This window comes from Halobacteriovorax sp. ZH5_bin.2, assembly GCF_043196375.1.
In the GTDB taxonomy this organism is placed as follows: Bacteria; Bdellovibrionota; Bacteriovoracia; order Bacteriovoracales; family Bacteriovoracaceae; genus Halobacteriovorax_A.
Map to the genome: position 1 here is coordinate 105,791 of NZ_JBEBMJ010000001.1, position 15,921 is coordinate 121,711.

Annotated in this window: 11 protein-coding genes; 10 read left to right on the forward strand and 1 reads right to left on the reverse strand. The window is 36.4% G+C overall.

The features are described 5' to 3' along the window. Positions 1-104 precede the first annotated feature (104 nt). Positions 105-1,136 carry a pseudouridine synthase gene (locus ABMA76_RS00490; RefSeq protein ID WP_392858210.1) on the forward strand — a complete coding sequence of 344 codons (1,032 nt, stop codon included), beginning with the start codon at positions 105-107 and terminating at the stop codon, positions 1,134-1,136. Positions 1,137-1,173: 37 nt separating this feature from the next. Here the strand turns inward: ABMA76_RS00490 and ABMA76_RS00495 are convergent, their stop codons facing one another. Continuing rightward, positions 1,174-3,177 (reverse strand): hypothetical protein, encoded by a 2,004-nt coding sequence (locus tag ABMA76_RS00495; RefSeq protein WP_393060589.1) that lies wholly within the window; start codon positions 3,175-3,177, stop codon positions 1,174-1,176. Between the two features lie 377 nt (positions 3,178-3,554). Here ABMA76_RS00495 and ABMA76_RS00500 point away from each other — a divergent pair, with 377 nt between their 5' ends. From ABMA76_RS00500 to ABMA76_RS00540, 9 genes are all read left to right on the forward strand, one after another. Then, positions 3,555-3,968, forward strand: a complete 414-nt coding sequence (locus tag ABMA76_RS00500; protein WP_103217672.1) for a response regulator — start codon at positions 3,555-3,557, stop codon at positions 3,966-3,968. Between the two features lie 12 nt (positions 3,969-3,980). Beyond that, a complete protein-coding gene (locus ABMA76_RS00505) occupies positions 3,981-4,817 on the forward strand; it encodes a chemotaxis protein CheX (protein ID WP_393060591.1) in 837 nt (278 codons plus the stop codon). Between the two features lie 148 nt (positions 4,818-4,965). Then, a complete protein-coding gene (locus ABMA76_RS00510) occupies positions 4,966-6,987 on the forward strand; it encodes a chemotaxis protein CheA (RefSeq protein WP_393060593.1) in 2,022 nt (673 codons plus the stop codon). A gap of 32 nt (positions 6,988-7,019) precedes the next feature. Next, positions 7,020-7,487, forward strand: a complete 468-nt coding sequence (locus ABMA76_RS00515) for a chemotaxis protein CheW (protein ID WP_392858218.1) — start codon at positions 7,020-7,022, stop codon at positions 7,485-7,487. 34 nt (positions 7,488-7,521) lie between these two features. Beyond that, a complete protein-coding gene (locus ABMA76_RS00520; RefSeq protein WP_393060595.1) occupies positions 7,522-9,627 on the forward strand; it encodes a methyl-accepting chemotaxis protein in 2,106 nt (701 codons plus the stop codon). Between the two features lie 31 nt (positions 9,628-9,658). Continuing rightward, positions 9,659-11,542 carry a chemotaxis-specific protein-glutamate methyltransferase CheB gene (cheB, locus tag ABMA76_RS00525; RefSeq protein ID WP_393060597.1) on the forward strand — a complete coding sequence of 628 codons (1,884 nt, stop codon included), beginning with the start codon at positions 9,659-9,661 and terminating at the stop codon, positions 11,540-11,542. 27 nt (positions 11,543-11,569) lie between these two features. Beyond that, complete coding sequence (locus ABMA76_RS00530; RefSeq protein ID WP_393060599.1) at positions 11,570-13,228, forward strand: methyl-accepting chemotaxis protein; 1,659 nt, start codon at positions 11,570-11,572, stop codon at positions 13,226-13,228. Between the two features lie 118 nt (positions 13,229-13,346). Next, positions 13,347-14,012, forward strand: a complete 666-nt coding sequence (locus tag ABMA76_RS00535; protein ID WP_393060601.1) for a succinate dehydrogenase cytochrome b subunit — start codon at positions 13,347-13,349, stop codon at positions 14,010-14,012. After that, the gene (locus ABMA76_RS00540) at positions 14,012-15,919 is read left to right on the forward strand and encodes a fumarate reductase/succinate dehydrogenase flavoprotein subunit (RefSeq protein WP_393060603.1); all 1,908 of its coding nucleotides are present in this window, start codon (positions 14,012-14,014) and stop codon (positions 15,917-15,919) included. The genes ABMA76_RS00535 and ABMA76_RS00540 overlap by 1 nt, the downstream gene beginning before the upstream one ends. Positions 15,920-15,921 lie beyond the last annotated feature (2 nt).

Consider the following 15,921-nt stretch of genomic DNA (forward strand, 5'->3'; position numbering starts at 1 on the left):
AAATAATTACTTAAATACTTGTAAAAGCTTACGTTTAGTTCTATTTAGACGTAAGCTTTTTCTTTATAGCTTTTAACCGCCGTGATGGCAGATAGGAGAGTCAAATGTCTAAATTAGTACGTTTACAAAAATTTATTGCAGATTGTGGGATCACTTCACGTCGTAAGGCCGAAGACCTAATCGTTCAAGGACGTGTAAAGGTTAATGGTATTGCTATTCGTGAACTAGGAACTAAGGTTGATCCATCTATTGATGCTGTTGAAGTTGACGGTAAGGCCGCCGACCTTGGTTCAGTAGAAAAAATCTACATGATTATGAATAAACCTCGTGGAGTTATGACAACAGTTAATGATCCAGAGGGAAGAGAAACTGTTATTGATCTTTGTAAAGAGATCAGTGAGAGAATCTATCCAGTTGGCCGTCTTGATTACCTTTCAGAAGGTCTTCTACTAATGACGAATGACGGAGATTTCGCAAATCTTGTTATTCACCCAAGCTCTGAAATTACTAAGGTGTACGAGGTAAAAGTTTTTGGTGCGATCAATGAATTCCTACTTAAGAAATTAAGAGCAGGTGTTTATATTGATGGCGTAATGACAAAGCCACAAGCTGTTCGTGTTATTAAGCAGCTAGAAACAAAAACTTGGCTAGAGTTTAGAATCAATGAAGGTAAGAACCGTGAAATTCGTCGTATGTGTGAAGGTGCTGGTCTTACTGTTGATAAGCTAAAGCGTGTTGCTATTGGTGGACTAACTGTTGAGGGGATTGCTCCTGGCTCATACCGCCTTGTTAATAGAAAGAACTTATTAAATGCTATTGGAATTGATATGGCAGGAAATAAGACGAGAGATGCTGTTGAGTATATCTCAAGTAAAAAGTCCGTAAACTTAAAGAAGAAAGGTCACCAAGGTTGTACAGCGGCCGATGATAAGGCCTTTACTAAGTTTAGAAGAGAGACTTACTTCAAATCGATTAAAGAAATTGCTGAAACTAAGAAGGCAAAAGAGAAAGAGATTAGAAGACAGGCTTACGAAGAGAAGGAAGCAGCATTCAAGAAGAGACAAAATAAGAAAAAGGCTCGTCTTGCTAAAAAAGAAAATCAACAAAAACATACTCACGTCGAATTTGTTAAATAAAAAAAGCCGCTTTAAGCGGCTTTTTTATTTGGTACTCTTAATTTAATTCTTGAATATCTTCAATACGATCAACTCGATCATCAATTCTTAAATCTTCTCCTGTCCCTCTAATATAGCGGTTCAAGTACTCAAGTTGATTATAGATTTCTTGGTAGTTATTTGTTCCGATTCTTAAGTCCACAAGTGTCTCAGAGTCATCAACAATATAGACATCGAGATAGAGATACTTCTCAATATCATCTTTAGGAAGAAGCTCTACTAAAAGTTGCATAATATATTGTTCATTACTCATTCTTCTTAGTTTAGATGTGAACTTATCGACCTTCTCATTATATGGCATGTCACTATGAATGATGTCGTAGAAGTACTTTGCAAGTTTCTTTGTCTTCCTTTGGTACTCGTCCTCAGGTACATCAAATGGATGAAGCCTAGAGTCCTTATCATGACTTGTTGAGCGAATAACTCTCTTTCCTCTGAGGTGCTCTGCTAGGCGGTAGCGGAATTCTTCAAATGGGATCTTGTTCAGATAAGAGAATGCTTCTTTTTTCAATATCATCGTAACTCTTGAATTGAAGTTAACGTATCGTTTTTCCTTTGGAATACGAGCAATGACTTCATCGCGAATAAGAGAAGGTAGGATCCCTTTTAGAATTCTCAAGTATCTTCTTTGCTCTAGTCTTCTAAATTCATTGTCGATGCGATTAAAGTTCATTCCAACATTTAGAAATTTATGATCACTATGAGAAGAAGTTAGCCCAAAATAAGAGAGGATCTCTTTTTCCTTAGTATCAAAAATCTCAATGGAAATCTTGGACTCTTTAGTCTTAGTATAGTTAGGGTAGTAGAAAGCTACCGTGGAACCATCGAGTCGTTCAAAATTAAATCGATTGTTAACATAGTGGCTCTTTGCACTTAATTTTAAAATATCAAGATTAAGCTGAATTCCTGACGATTTTGATTTGTATCTATTGTGTCCTTTAAAGACTCTTTCTACCCTTGGGTTTTCTTGGCCTTCGTCAACTCTGGCAATACGGTCAACATCTTCAAGGTTAACGACATAGTACTTATCAAGTAGATCTGAGTTTAATGATTCAGCAAAGAGTTTGGCCTCTTTAAATTTAAAGACATTATTAAATAATCTATCGTAAACCTTTCTAACCTCGTCATCTTTTAGATTAAAGACATAGTCGGCAAGAATGATATTACCTTTTGTGCGGGAAGCATCGAGTTTAAACCAGTCGAGTTTATACTCATAATCAACTTCTTGTCCTAAGATTTCAAAGCTAACAAGTTCGAGGGCAAATCGACTCTTAAAGCTTAGTCCTGAAGTTTTCTTCTTTTGTGCGATAATCTTAACTCTTACTTTCTGATCTTCGAGCTTATATACCTGAATGAGAAAGTCTCCGGCCATGGTGTAAAAACCTGTCAGGCCAGTATTTAGTAGAGGAATTGCATTATTGTAGCTAAAGCCTGTTGTTAATGCCATTGAGGCCGGTATGGAGATAAAGTCTCCTGGATTTAGTTCATCGACATATTTTGAGCGAATTGGGATTTTTGCCACATTAAAAGGCAGGGCCTTCATCGCATCAGTTTTCTTCTCAAATTGTCTTGAAATGACAACTTCGTTATTACGATCAAGCTTAAGAAAGAAAGGTGTCTGCAGTTCTGGAAAGAATGCATTCTTCGTGTCGTGATGAATTCTGAAATTGAATTGATCGCGACGAGTATAGTTTCCTTGAATATAGGACTTTTCTACTTCGTATTCGTACTTACCTCTAAGAGAGAGTCCGTCTGCGATATTGATTTTGAAAATGTCCACATCGAGACTGATCTTCAAACTATTGAATGCATCAATCAGCTTACGATTAATATTCTCTTTTGAAAGGTGATCTCTAAGAAAATACTTAAACTTCGAATATACACCTGGTGAGCTGTCTTGAATGACTTCTTCAGGAGCGGGGACGTTACTGGTCTGCGGCTGCTTCGCTGCAAAGCTCATCGACGTAATTAGGATAATTGTCAGTGTTTTTAACCTACTCATGTCTATGACTAATATCATAATAAATATTTGAAAAGTCGTTGAATGTAATACTTATAAGTATGAACAAAGTATAAACATTTTTGATGGACTACCTACTTTGTTGAGAATTTTCTTAGAGCGTTTAATTTATGTGGCACTTAATTGGCAAGTATTGAATATCATTGGCCTTTAATCCAATAGATTTCCTTTGGGGAAATATAAGCTTTGACACAAATGAGCGTAAAAAAAAAATCACAAGCGCCGATAACTAACTAGATATATTAAGTTTAAATAGAGAATCAAAACTTTTTTTATTTGCGGGGAAAAATAAGGTCGCTATTTGGCAAAATTTCCTGGTGATATATTAGTTGAAGATTATTGAGTAGGAGAAAGAGTATATGGAAGATCTTAAAAAGTTTTCTTTTTTAATTGTGGATGACATGAGCACAATGAGAAAGATCGTTAAAAAGTTACTGCGTGATTTAGGGGCCGATAGATTTGTTGAGGCCGTTGATGGAAAAGATGCTCTTAAAAAGATTGTAGAGAATAAAGGTGGACCGAACGAGATATCATTTATTATTTCTGACTGGAGTATGCCAAATGCTACAGGACTAGATCTTTTAAAAACTATTAGAGGTAGTGAGAATTTTAAAGAAATGCCATTCGTTATGGTAACTGCCGAACAAGATGTTGCTCAAATTCAAGAGGCGATTGCTAGTGACGTAGACGGTTATGTAATTAAGCCATTTGATCAAGCATCTTTTAAGAAGAGGTTGGCCCTGGCCATGAAGAAAAGGTTTCCACAAGGTTAATAGGAGGCTTTCATGGGTATGGTAGAGAGAATTACAAAATCTCACTTCTCAGTTTTGGCCTTCTCGGGCGATATCGATCAAGACTGTGTCAAGTCATTGTCGATGATCTTTGATGCGATATTAGAGGATGAGAAAGATAAGTTAATAATTTTAGATTTTAAGAGCGTTGAGTATGTTTCTCCAAAAATTTATAACGAAATTTTTAGGTTATTCAAGTCAGCTGAAGAGAAGTCAATTTTAATATATACAATTAATGCACGCTCTAAACTTGTTAGAGAACTCAAGAGTGATTATGTTGATGAGCGTTTCAACTTTACTGATTCGATTTCAAAAAGACTACAAGAGCTAAATCTTAAAAAGAAAAGAATTGAATTAGACGTAAACTTTGTAAACCCTTTTATTCAAGCGGCAATTGATACTTTTGGTGTTCAGGCGAATTTAAAAGTATTGCCAGGAAAAGTTTCCAAAGCAAAAGATTTTGAAAGCTATGAAATTGGGTTAATTGGTTCCATTGATGTTCAAAATGAGCAATTTAATGGAAGGCTTCTTATTTGTTTCCCAGATATTGTTTTCATCAATATTTATAACCAAATTTTTGGTGAAGACTATACTGAGCTTAACGACGATGTGAAGGATGCAATTGCAGAGTTTACAAATATTACCTTAGGACAAGCAAAGGCCAATTTGAATCAAAATAGAGGAATTGTTATTGATCGTGCAATTCCATCGGTTTTACTTAGAGAGAACTTTTCTGAGATTGATTTAGGTAAATATGAGTCTCTTATGATTCCACTTGCGACAAAAATGGGCTCTTTTTATATCTACATTCTACTAGGGTCAAATGAATAATTAAGTACTTGTAAAAAGACGAACATGATCAATGTCATGAAACTAAGATTATTTATAGAAATTTACAGTAAGCCTCTAAAAACATTAATTAAATAAAAATATTGTCCGAATAATGAAGAGATATTAACACAAAAGACAAGATGTGATTATGGATGAGTTTGAATTAGAATTAAAGATGGATTTCCTTGAAGAAGCAGTACAGCTTCTTGAAGACTGTGAAGAATCTTTCCTAGAATTAGAATCTGGTGTCGATAATACAGATGAGCATATTGATAAAATCTTTCGACTCGCTCACAACCTAAAAGGAACATCAAGAGCAGTTGAGTTCAGTGATGTTGCAGAGTTTACTCACGAGATGGAGGAACTCATCCTAAAGGTTAAGAAGGGTGAGGTTGATATCTGTGCTGATGTTATTGATGTTTTCCTCAAGTGTTCTGACCATTTAAATAATATGATCTCTGCTCTTAGAGATGATATTGATGCTAAGTTTAATTCAGACGATATTATCCAGTTAATTAAAGATGTCTCTAGTGCTGATGTTGAGCATGATGATCTTAGAATCTCAAATATTCCTGATGAAGCAGAGTTTGAAGCTAGTGCACACGAAGAAGAACAAGAAGAACAAGACGAAGAAGAACAAGACGATTTCGAAGACCAGGAATTACAAGGTATCCTCGATAATGAGGAATCTGTAAGTTTTGAAGAAGAAGTCGTTGCTGAATCGCGCCCAAGTGAATCAGATATCAGTGACCTCGATCGTATGTTATATGGAGAGTCTTTTGATTCAACAGAAGAAGTTAAGCCTGTTGAAGTGGCCGCTGTTGCAAGTGGACCAAATGATCTCGATGCACTTATGAATGAGTCGGCTTCTCCAAAAGAAGCTCCTGTAGCAGATAATGTTGTAAGTTTAGAAACTGCTGCAAAAAAAGAAGAAAAGAAGCCTGCTGTTGCTGCTGCACCAAAGAAGCCAGCAAAACCAGAAGAGACGATTCGTATTGGTATCAGTCGTGTTGAAAAGCTTAATAACTATGTTGGAGAGCTTGTTATTCTACAAACTGTACTTAGTGAATGTAATGATCTCGTAGCTGATGAGCATGTTAGAAAAAGTGTTAGTCACTTATCAAAGATTACCAAAGAAATTCAAGATATTTCAATGAAGATGAGAATGGTTCCGCTTAAGACGACATTTTCAAAACTTCAAAGAATTGTAAGAGATACTTCAAAAGCACTTGGTAAGAAAGTTAATCTTACTATTGTTGGAGAGGAGACAGAAGTTGATAAGAATATTCTTGAGCAACTTTCGGATCCTTTAGTACACATCGTAAGAAACGCTGTTGACCACGGGCTTGAAAAGAGTGTTGAAGATCGAAAAGCTGTTGGAAAGTCCGATGCTGGAGAGATCCAAATTAAGGCATATCACGAAGGGAATAGCCTTGTTATTGAAGTTGTAGATGATGGTAAGGGAATCGATCCTGATATTATAAAGAATAAGGCCATTGAAAAGGGCGTTATTAAGAATGCTGACAAATTAAGTGATCAAGATGCGATTAACTTAATTTTTGCACCAGGCTTTTCAACAAAAGAAGCGGTAAGTGAAATTTCAGGCCGTGGAGTTGGAATGGATGTTGTTAAAAAGAATATCCAAGATATTTCAGGGGCCGTTGAAGTTAAATCTGAAGTAGGCTCAGGTTCTGCCTTTAGAATTAAGCTTCCTCTGACAATGGCAATTATCGAAGGAATGGTGACAAGAGTTAGTGACGAAAACTATGTCGTCCCACTGAATCTAGTTCACGAAACAGTTTCTGTTACAGAAGAAAATTATAAGAAAGTAAATAATGTTGGTGGCTGTATTGTTCTAAGAGGACAAGTTCTACCTGCATTTAGGCTAAGTAAACTTTTAAAACATAATGTTAAAGAGCCTTCGGTAAATGAGATTGCTCTTGTTGTAAGAACTGAAGATATGGATTTTGCAATCGTAGTCGATGATGTTCTTAGACGTCAGCAAGTTGTTATCAAGAGTCTTGGGAATGATATTAAGAATACTCAAGGTTTTATGGGAAGTTCGATTCTTGGAAATGGACGACCAGCTCTAATCTTAGATTTAAAAGAACTTGTTGTTAATAAAGTAAGTAAAACGAAAGGCCAAAGACCAGTAAGTAACGCGGCATAATTAAAATATATAACTTGATATGTGGGGATAATATGGAAAATGAAACAACTGATGTAACAAAAAGATACCTAGAGTTTAAACTTGGAGATGAGCACTATGCAATTCCACTTCTGCAAGTTAGAGAGCTAATCTCTGTTCCTGAAACAACTAATGTACCTTTTAGTCCAACTTATTATGTAGGGATCATGAACCTACGTGGACAGGTTATTTCAATTATTGATCTACGTACTCGTTTAGGTGTTAAGCCAGCTGAATCAAATGAAGAAGCAGTTATTATTGTGGAATTTGGACAGCTTTGCTTAGGGATTGTTGTGGATAATATTTGTAAGGTTCTTTCAGTAGATGAAGAACAAATTCAAGAAGTCGCTTCAGTTGAAACAAAAAAACGTGATCGTCTTAATAGAGTATACCGCAATAACGAGGCATTAATTCAGCTAGTTGACCTAGAGTCAATTTTAAACATCGATGAAATTAATGGCCTTGTAAAGAAAGCAGCTTAGTAGAGAGTGGTGCCTAATGCACCGGGGGATAATAATGAAACAGACAAGAATGTCAATGAACAAAAAAACGATTCTAAGTTTTCTTGGTATCTTTACAATGTTTGGTATAGGACTGGCCATTTCAATTTACTCTTACTATGGACTCGTAGAGAGTTTAAAGCATACAGTGCAAAATGATCTTCGAATGAAAGATTCGATGAGAACGATTGCAGCTAATCTTGCAGTGCAAATTTCTAATGAAAAGCAGTATATGATTTCACAAAACCCTGCTGAAGTGAAACGCTTTGTTGAACTAGAAAAAATTAACGATGAGATTTTTGAGGGGATGAAGAACTTAAAAATTGATTATTCTGATGAAATCAGTTGGGATGATCTGACAAAGCATTATGGGCTATACTCAAAAAACTTTGATCACACTCGTAGTGTATTAAAAACTGAAGGTGACTCTAAGAATGGTTTAAGAGGTGAATTACGTAGCTATGCTCACGATATTGAATCTAAGATCAAAAAATATGACTTAAACCCAAGTTTTATGGTTTCTCTTTTAACGCTTCGTCGTCATGAAAAAGACTTTCTTTTAAGAAGAACAAAGAAATATGTAGATAAAGCAAAAGTAGAAGGTCAAAAAATAAAAAAAGAGTTAGTTGCACGAAAGTATAAGCAATATGTTTATAACGATGTAAGTAAGTCTGTTGATAATTATGTAAAGACATTTAATAAGCTGTATGCAAATCAACTAACACTTGAGAAGCATATGGCCGTAGCAGTTAAAGAGTCAACGAATATTATTCAATTAATTCAAAAAGATGTTTCCTTAATTGATAGAAAAACAGGTGAGAAAATTGAAGCAACTACTGCTCTTGAAGAGAAGATTAGCTTCTATATCCCAATTCTTTTTGCAATTATTGCAGCTTTTGCATACGGATTTCAATACAACTTCTCTAAGTCAATTAAGAAGATCATTGGCCTTAGTGAGAGACTTCGTGACTCATCACAAGTTACTGAAAAGTCTTCAACTAATATGAGCATGGCCTCATCAAAAGTGTCATCATCTGTAACTCAACAGGCAAGCGCTATTCAAGAAACAGTAGCGACCCTTAATGAGATTACTGCAATGGTAAATAAGAGTGTTGAGAATGCTAAGGTATCAAGCCAGAAAGCAGACGAGTCTCAACGTGTTGCCCTTCAAGGGAAGAGCGCTGTTAATGAAATGGTTGAGGCCATTGGACAAATTAACGGCAATAACGAAGATATTATGAAAGAGATGAATCGCAATAACGAAGAAATCGTAAAGATTGTCGATGTTATTAATGAAATCTCTGAAAAGACTAAAGTTATCAACGATATTGTATTCCAAACAAAGCTTCTCTCTTTTAACGCTTCAGTAGAGGCGGCCAGAGCTGGTGAGCATGGTAAGGGATTCGCAGTTGTTGCAGAGGAAGTAGGAAACCTTGCTCAAATGAGTGGGAATGCTGCTCTTGAGATTGAAGAGCTACTTGGTGGATCAATTAAAAAGGTTCAATCAATCGTTGATGAAACTCAAGTGAATGTAAAAAAACTTATTTCTGAAGCACAGACAAGTATCACTAAAGGTGTGGATGTTTCTGAAAACTGTGGAAAGATCCTAGATAGTGTTGTTGAAAATGTTGATGCTGTAACAAAAATGATGACTGAGATCTCAACTGCTTCTGAAGAGCAAGCTGAAGGAATTAATAATATTTCGGATGCAATGAATGAGCTTGATGAAGTAACACATACTAACTCGACAATTGCACAAGAAACATCTGGCTTTGCAGAAAGTTTATCTGAGCAGACGTCAATTCTAAATGGGATTGTTGAAGAGCTTGAAAGTGAGGTCTTAGGTAAGATTCAAAACCTTTCAGTTGATAGAAATGCATTAATCGATTCGATCTCATCGACACCAGTTAAGTCTCATACTGTAGCGAAGAAAGAGGTTGTTGAAGACTTTCCTGTCTTTGAAAAGACACCGGTTGCTGAAGTTGTAAAACGCGAGCCTGCTAAGGTCGTTGCGAAGGCTGGGCCAGTAGCTGATGATATGGGATTTGATGATCCAGTACTAGAAGTGGATTCTGATGAATACCCAAGTGAGAACGATGCTAGGTTTGATAAGGCCGTTTAAAAATAATTAATTTAAATTAGGAAGAGATTGAATGAGTAATCTTGCTAGAAGTTATATTGAAATAGCTCAAATGATGTCACAGGAGACAGGGACACACTTTACAGCGCAAAATGATGCAATGGTAAAGTCCCGTATTGACAAGAGAATTGTCGAGCTTCGTTTAAAAGATGCTGATGAGTACTTAACGTTAATTAAATCTCCGGGTAATCAGGAAAAGACTGAGCTAATATCACTTCTGACAACGCACTACACGTTCTTTATGAGAGAGAGAAATCAATTTGATTTTATCATCAAGTCCCTTCCTAAGATGGTTGAACGAGTAAAAAATAGTGGGCGTGACACATTAAAGATTTGGTGTGCGGCCTGTAGCAAGGGTGATGAAGTTTATAGTCTTGCTATGATTCTTAAAAAACATATCAAAGAGATTGATCCTAGCTTTAAATTTGAAATTATTGCTACTGACATTTGTGAGAAATCAATTAAGCACGCAAAGAAAGGTGTTTATTACTGGAAAGAACTTCAGAAGGTTCCTAAGGAATATCTCGAAGGCAACTGGTATCGAGGCAGCGGCGAGATCGCACCCTTTGTTAAAGTCAGTGATGATCTTAAAAAATTTTGTAAATTTAAGGTTCATAATTTAATAGATCAAAATAGTCCTGAGTATCGTGACAAATACGACCTGATTCTATGTCGTAATGTCTTTATCTACTTTAATGAAGAACAAATTGATAAAGTTATCAAAAAGTTCTCAAACTGTGTCACAAATAAGGGATATCTTTTAATTGGGATTTCTGAAACCCTAAGACGACATGAAGGCTTCCAAAGTCTTGGTCAGTCAATTTATTTTAAGACAAATCATGAAACAAAAAGAAGTCTTAGAGTGAAAGAAGCTCAGGTGAAGAAGATTCTCATTATCGATGACTCTGGTACTGTAAGAAAGCTAATTAAGAAGTGTCTTACTGGTGATCCAGGCTATGAGGTCGTAGGTGAAGCTGTCGACGGACAAGATGGATTAGAAAAGATTAAAGCACTTAAGCCAGACGTTATTACCTTAGATATTAATATGCCAAAAATGAGCGGGCATGACGTTCTTAAAAATCTACCAAAGGATCAGTCGCTACAGGCGATCATGATTAGTTCTGTAAGCAAGAGCGATGGTGATATCGTAATGAGATGTCTTGAAGATGGTGCGTTTGATTATTTAAAGAAGCCATCTTTTGACGATATCTTTAAATTCAAGAAGGCCTTACTCGAAAAAATTGACCTTGCTTATCATAGTATTGTTAAGTCAAAGAGACAAAAGCTCACAAGCTGGGTTGGGTCTAATAACTTCGATTTCTCTGGAAGTCAGTTAATTACAATTGGTGCCTCAACAGGAGGGACGGAAGCGATTAAGCAACTACTAATGCGCTTCCCAAAAGAGTTTCCACCAGTTCTTATCGTTCAGCATATACCTCCAGTATTTTCGACAGCATTTGCTAATCGTCTAAACGAGTTATGTCCGTTTGACGTCGTCGAAGCAACAGACGGAGAAGAGGTAAGGCATAATACTGTCTATATTGCCCCAGGTGGAATTCATATGGGAGTTGTTGGAAAGAGTAAATTAATGATCAAGTTAGACAGTGAAACTCCGATATATTCTGGACACCGTCCAAGCGTTGACTACTTATTCGAAAATCTTGCCCAACTAAAAGGGCATCGAGTAACAGCAGCACTTCTAACGGGAATGGGAGCAGATGGGGCCAAAGGGCTTCTTAAGTTGAAAGAGAATGATACTTTTACTATTACACAAGATGAGGAGAGTTCAGTTGTTTATGGAATGCCAAAGAAAGCATTTGAATTAGGTGCTTCGTGTATTTCACTACCGCTGGATAAAATTACTGAGCAAATCTTAACGAGGGTTGCGAAGAAATAGAATTTTGAGGGAGTTTGAGGGTTATTTATGAAGGGACAATGGACAATTAAGAAACAATTAATTGCTCTATCAGCTACAATGCTTACCATTCAGCTGATTATTGCATTTGTTGGTTATCAATCATTAACATCAGTGAAGTCGCACTTGTATACAGTGTTTTCAAAAAGACTTCCAAGTATCAACAGTCTAGTACAAGCTGATCGAGACTTTCAGCAGATGCTAGTGGCCGAAAGAACACTACTTCTTGAGGGATTATCAGATAAACAGAGAAAATCTTTGGCCGATGACTACTTTACTAATAAGCAACAAGTTGTTGATCGTTTTAAAAAGTATACTGTCTTAGGTGACTCACCTAAAGAAATTGAAATTTCTAAGAAATTTAATGAAGAGTTAGAAGCTTTTGAAAAGACGGCAGCAGATAAGTTTCCTCTAGATAAAGAAGGACATCTTCGTAAGTTCACTAGAACAGAACTTATTAAAAACTCATTAGGTCCAGTGAACTCTAAGTTTGAAGGAGCTAGAGATAGCCTTGATCAACTTCAAGAGTTAATTCTTGGAATGGGTGATGAAGAATTTAAAGAAGCAGATCAGACTTACTCTGATTCAATCTTTTTAATGTCGATTATTTCAATTATTAGTTTATTTGGTTCTGTTGGGATCTGTATTTTTATGGCAAGACGAATTGATGGACGAATCAATAATATCGTTGAGTCAATTTCTAATGAAGGTCAAAACCTAGAGAATGTTTCAAATACGTTTAAGAATAAGTCTGTCGCACTAAGTTCTATTTCTGAACAACTTTCTGCGGCAGCAACAGAAACATCAAGCTCTTTACATGAGATTTCTCAAATGATTAAGAGCAATACAGATGGTTCTAATAATGTTGCTTCTCTAATTAAGAAAAGTCAGGACTTAGTAACTGATGGTGTAAAGTCTCTAGGAGATCTAGGACGTGGTGTTAAAGATGTCGATAATAGTACAACAGCACTAGCAAATACAGTTGAGAAAAGTAATAGTGAATTAAATGAAATCGTTAAAGTATTTGAAGAGATTAATGTTAAAACTCAAGTTATTAATGATATCGTTTTTCAAACTAAGCTACTTTCATTCAACGCCTCTGTTGAAGCAGCAAGAGCTGGTGAAAATGGGAAAGGCTTCTCTGTCGTGGCCGAAGAAGTAGGTAACCTTGCTAAGATGAGTGGTGAATCTGCTGATGAGATTTCAAAGCTACTTGTCGATAGCTTAAAGAAGGTTACAGATATTGTTGATATCTCAAGTCGTGATGTTAATGAATCTTTAAATATGAGTAGAGATAAAATTAATAAAAGTGTTGAGATCAGTAATCAGTGTCAAGAAGTCTTTACTCAGGTACTTAGAAATTTTGATGAAGTTTCTGCAAACTCAAATGAAGTTGCTAATGCTTCAAAAGAACAGCTAATTGGTGTTGAAGAAGTAAGTAAGGCGATGCAAGAAATTTCAAGTTCTGCAAGCTTAACAAGTCAATCAGCACATGACTTAAATGCTGCCTCAACTGAGCTAAGCCAATCGGTTAATCATATTGGTGAGGATATCACAGATCTAAAAGGGTTAATAATTGCTCAAATAAAGTCTGCGAGACGTGCAGTTAATAATGTCGTTAATTTTCATAAGACTAAAAGAGAAACTGAGACAAAGAAAGCAGCATAAAGTTTTAAATATCTTAAATAGAAGAAGGGCACATTTGTTGTGCCCTTTTTTTTACCATATTTTATCTAGGTTTTATGAACTCTCTATTTTATAATTAATGTAAAGAAGGGATGTTTGTATGTTGTTTTTTAGAAAGTATGTTTTAGCAGTTACTGGGCTATTCTTATGCCTGTTTTTACTCATTCATCTCTGCGGAAATTTAATACTCTTATTACCACAAGAATATGCACATTCTTTGTATAATCTTTATTCCCATACTTTGGCCGAAAATATATTTATAAAGGCCGTTTCATTTATTCTTTATTTTGCTATTGCTCTTCATACCTATATGGCCATTGTTATTACCTTAAAGAATTCTCGCTCACAGGGTGTTGAGTATGCTCTTAAGGATAATAGAGAAATCTCAACTTGGACCTCTCAAAATATGGGTTTCTTAGGCTTTTTCATTTTATTATTTATCGTTGTTCACATGGCAAATTTCTGGGCGAAAATTAAATTTGGTCTTGGAGGAAGTCTTTATCCTGACTCAAATGGATATAAAGATGTTTATCTTTTAACGACGACATTATTTAGGAATCCATTCTATGTGATCTTCTATTGTGTTTTAATGGTTCCTTTAGGAGCGCATTTAAACCATGGGCTATCAAGTGCCTTTAAAACTCTAGGCTTTTATCGTTTAAGTCATATTCGTATAATAGACTGTAGTGCAAAAATGTTCTCATACTTTATCACAATCGGTTTTGTTCTCATTCCCATTGTTATCTTCATTAGGGAGGTTATGTAATGCTAAATCCTAAAGTCCCTAAAGGAAATTTGAAGGAGAAGTGGTCTAACTATCAAGCTGAGAGCAAGCTTCTTAATCCCGCAAATCGTAAGAAAGTCTCAATCATAGTTGTCGGCTCTGGTTTGGCCGGAGCAGGAGCTGCCGCTACCCTCGGTGAACTTGGTTATAATGTTGATTGTTTCTGCTATCAAGATTCTGCTCGACGTGCACACTCTGTTGCAGCACAAGGTGGAGTAAATGCAGCAAAGAATTATCAACATGATGGTGATAGTGTTTGGAGAATGTTCTACGATACTTTAAAGGGTGGTGACTTTCGTTCTCGAGAGGCCAATGTCTATCGTTTAGCTGAATTGTCGGCCCCTCTTATCGATCACTTTACCCAGCAAGGTGTTCCCTTCGCTAGAGAGTATGGTGGTGTTTTAACTAATCGTAGTTTTGGTGGAGTTCAAGTTCAACGAACATTCTATGCCAGAGGTCAAACCGGTCAACAGCTTCTTTTGGCCGCTTATTCTCAACTTTCAAAAATGGTCAAAGCAGGAAATGTTAAGATGTATCCACGTACAGAGATGCTTGATCTCGTTGTTATCGATGGGAAGGCCAAAGGGATTATCACAAGAAACTTAGAGTCAGGTGAAATTAAGAAGTTTATGGCAAATGCTGTCGTTCTCGCAACCGGTGGTTACTCACGAGTTTTTAGGCTTTCTACACTTGCTATTGGTTGTAATGGGTCTGCTATATGGGCCGCTCATAAAAAAGGTGCTTTCTTTGCTGCTCCAAGCTTTACACAAATTCATCCTACCGCCTTACCGCAGTCAAGTGAGTTACAATCAAAACTTACTCTTATGTCAGAGTCTTTACGAAATGATGGACGAATTTGGGTTCCTAAGAAAGCAGGGGATAGTCGCGATGCAAATGATATCCCAGAAGAAGACAGAGATTATTATTTAGAGAGAAAGTATCCAAGTTTTGGAAACTTGGCACCGAGAGATATTTCTTCACGTTCAGCTAAGGAACAAATAGATGCTGGCCACGGAGTTGGGGCCTTAAAGAATGCTGTTTATTTAGATTTTAAGCATGCGATTGAAAGGCTCGGAGTTGACGTTATTAAAGATCGCTACGGTAATCTCTTTCAAATGTATGAGAAGATTACAGGCATCAATGCTTATAAAGAGCCGATGAAGATTTCTCCTGCTGCTCACTTCTCAATGGGCGGACTATGGGTCGATTACGAATTAATGACTACTATTCCAGGGCTCTATGCAGTGGGGGAGTGTAACTATTCAGATCATGGAGCAAATCGCCTCGGAGCAAATTCATTATTACAAGCGAGTATTGATGGCTACTTTATTCTGCCAAACACAATCAATAATTATCTTGCAGATGAAATGAAGAGTGAGCAACCGGATATTTCTCATGATGAGTTTGATCGATGTATCGAGAAGGTATCAGAAAGAATTAAGAAACTACTAATGATTGATGGAGTGAAAACTGTCGATCATTATCACAGAGAACTTGGGAAAATAATGTGGCAAGAATGTGCCATGAGTAGAAACCGTAGTGGTTTAGAAAAGGCAATTTCTCAAATTAGAGATTTAAAAGAAGAGTTTTGGAAGAATGTTAAAGTAACTGGTGCTAATGAGGAGCTAAATCCAGAGCTCGAAAAGGCGCTACGCTTGGCCGACTTTCTTGAACTTGGCGAATTGATGTGTGTGGATGCCCTTCAAAGGGAAGAGTCATGTGGAGCACATTTCAGGGAAGAATTTCAAAGCTCTGAAGGTGAAGCCGTTCGTAATGATGATGACTATAGTTATGTGTCGGCCTGGGAATATAATGATGGAGACTATCGACTGCATCGTGAAGAACTTGAGTTTGAATATATACAACCAACGATTAGATCATATAAGTAGGT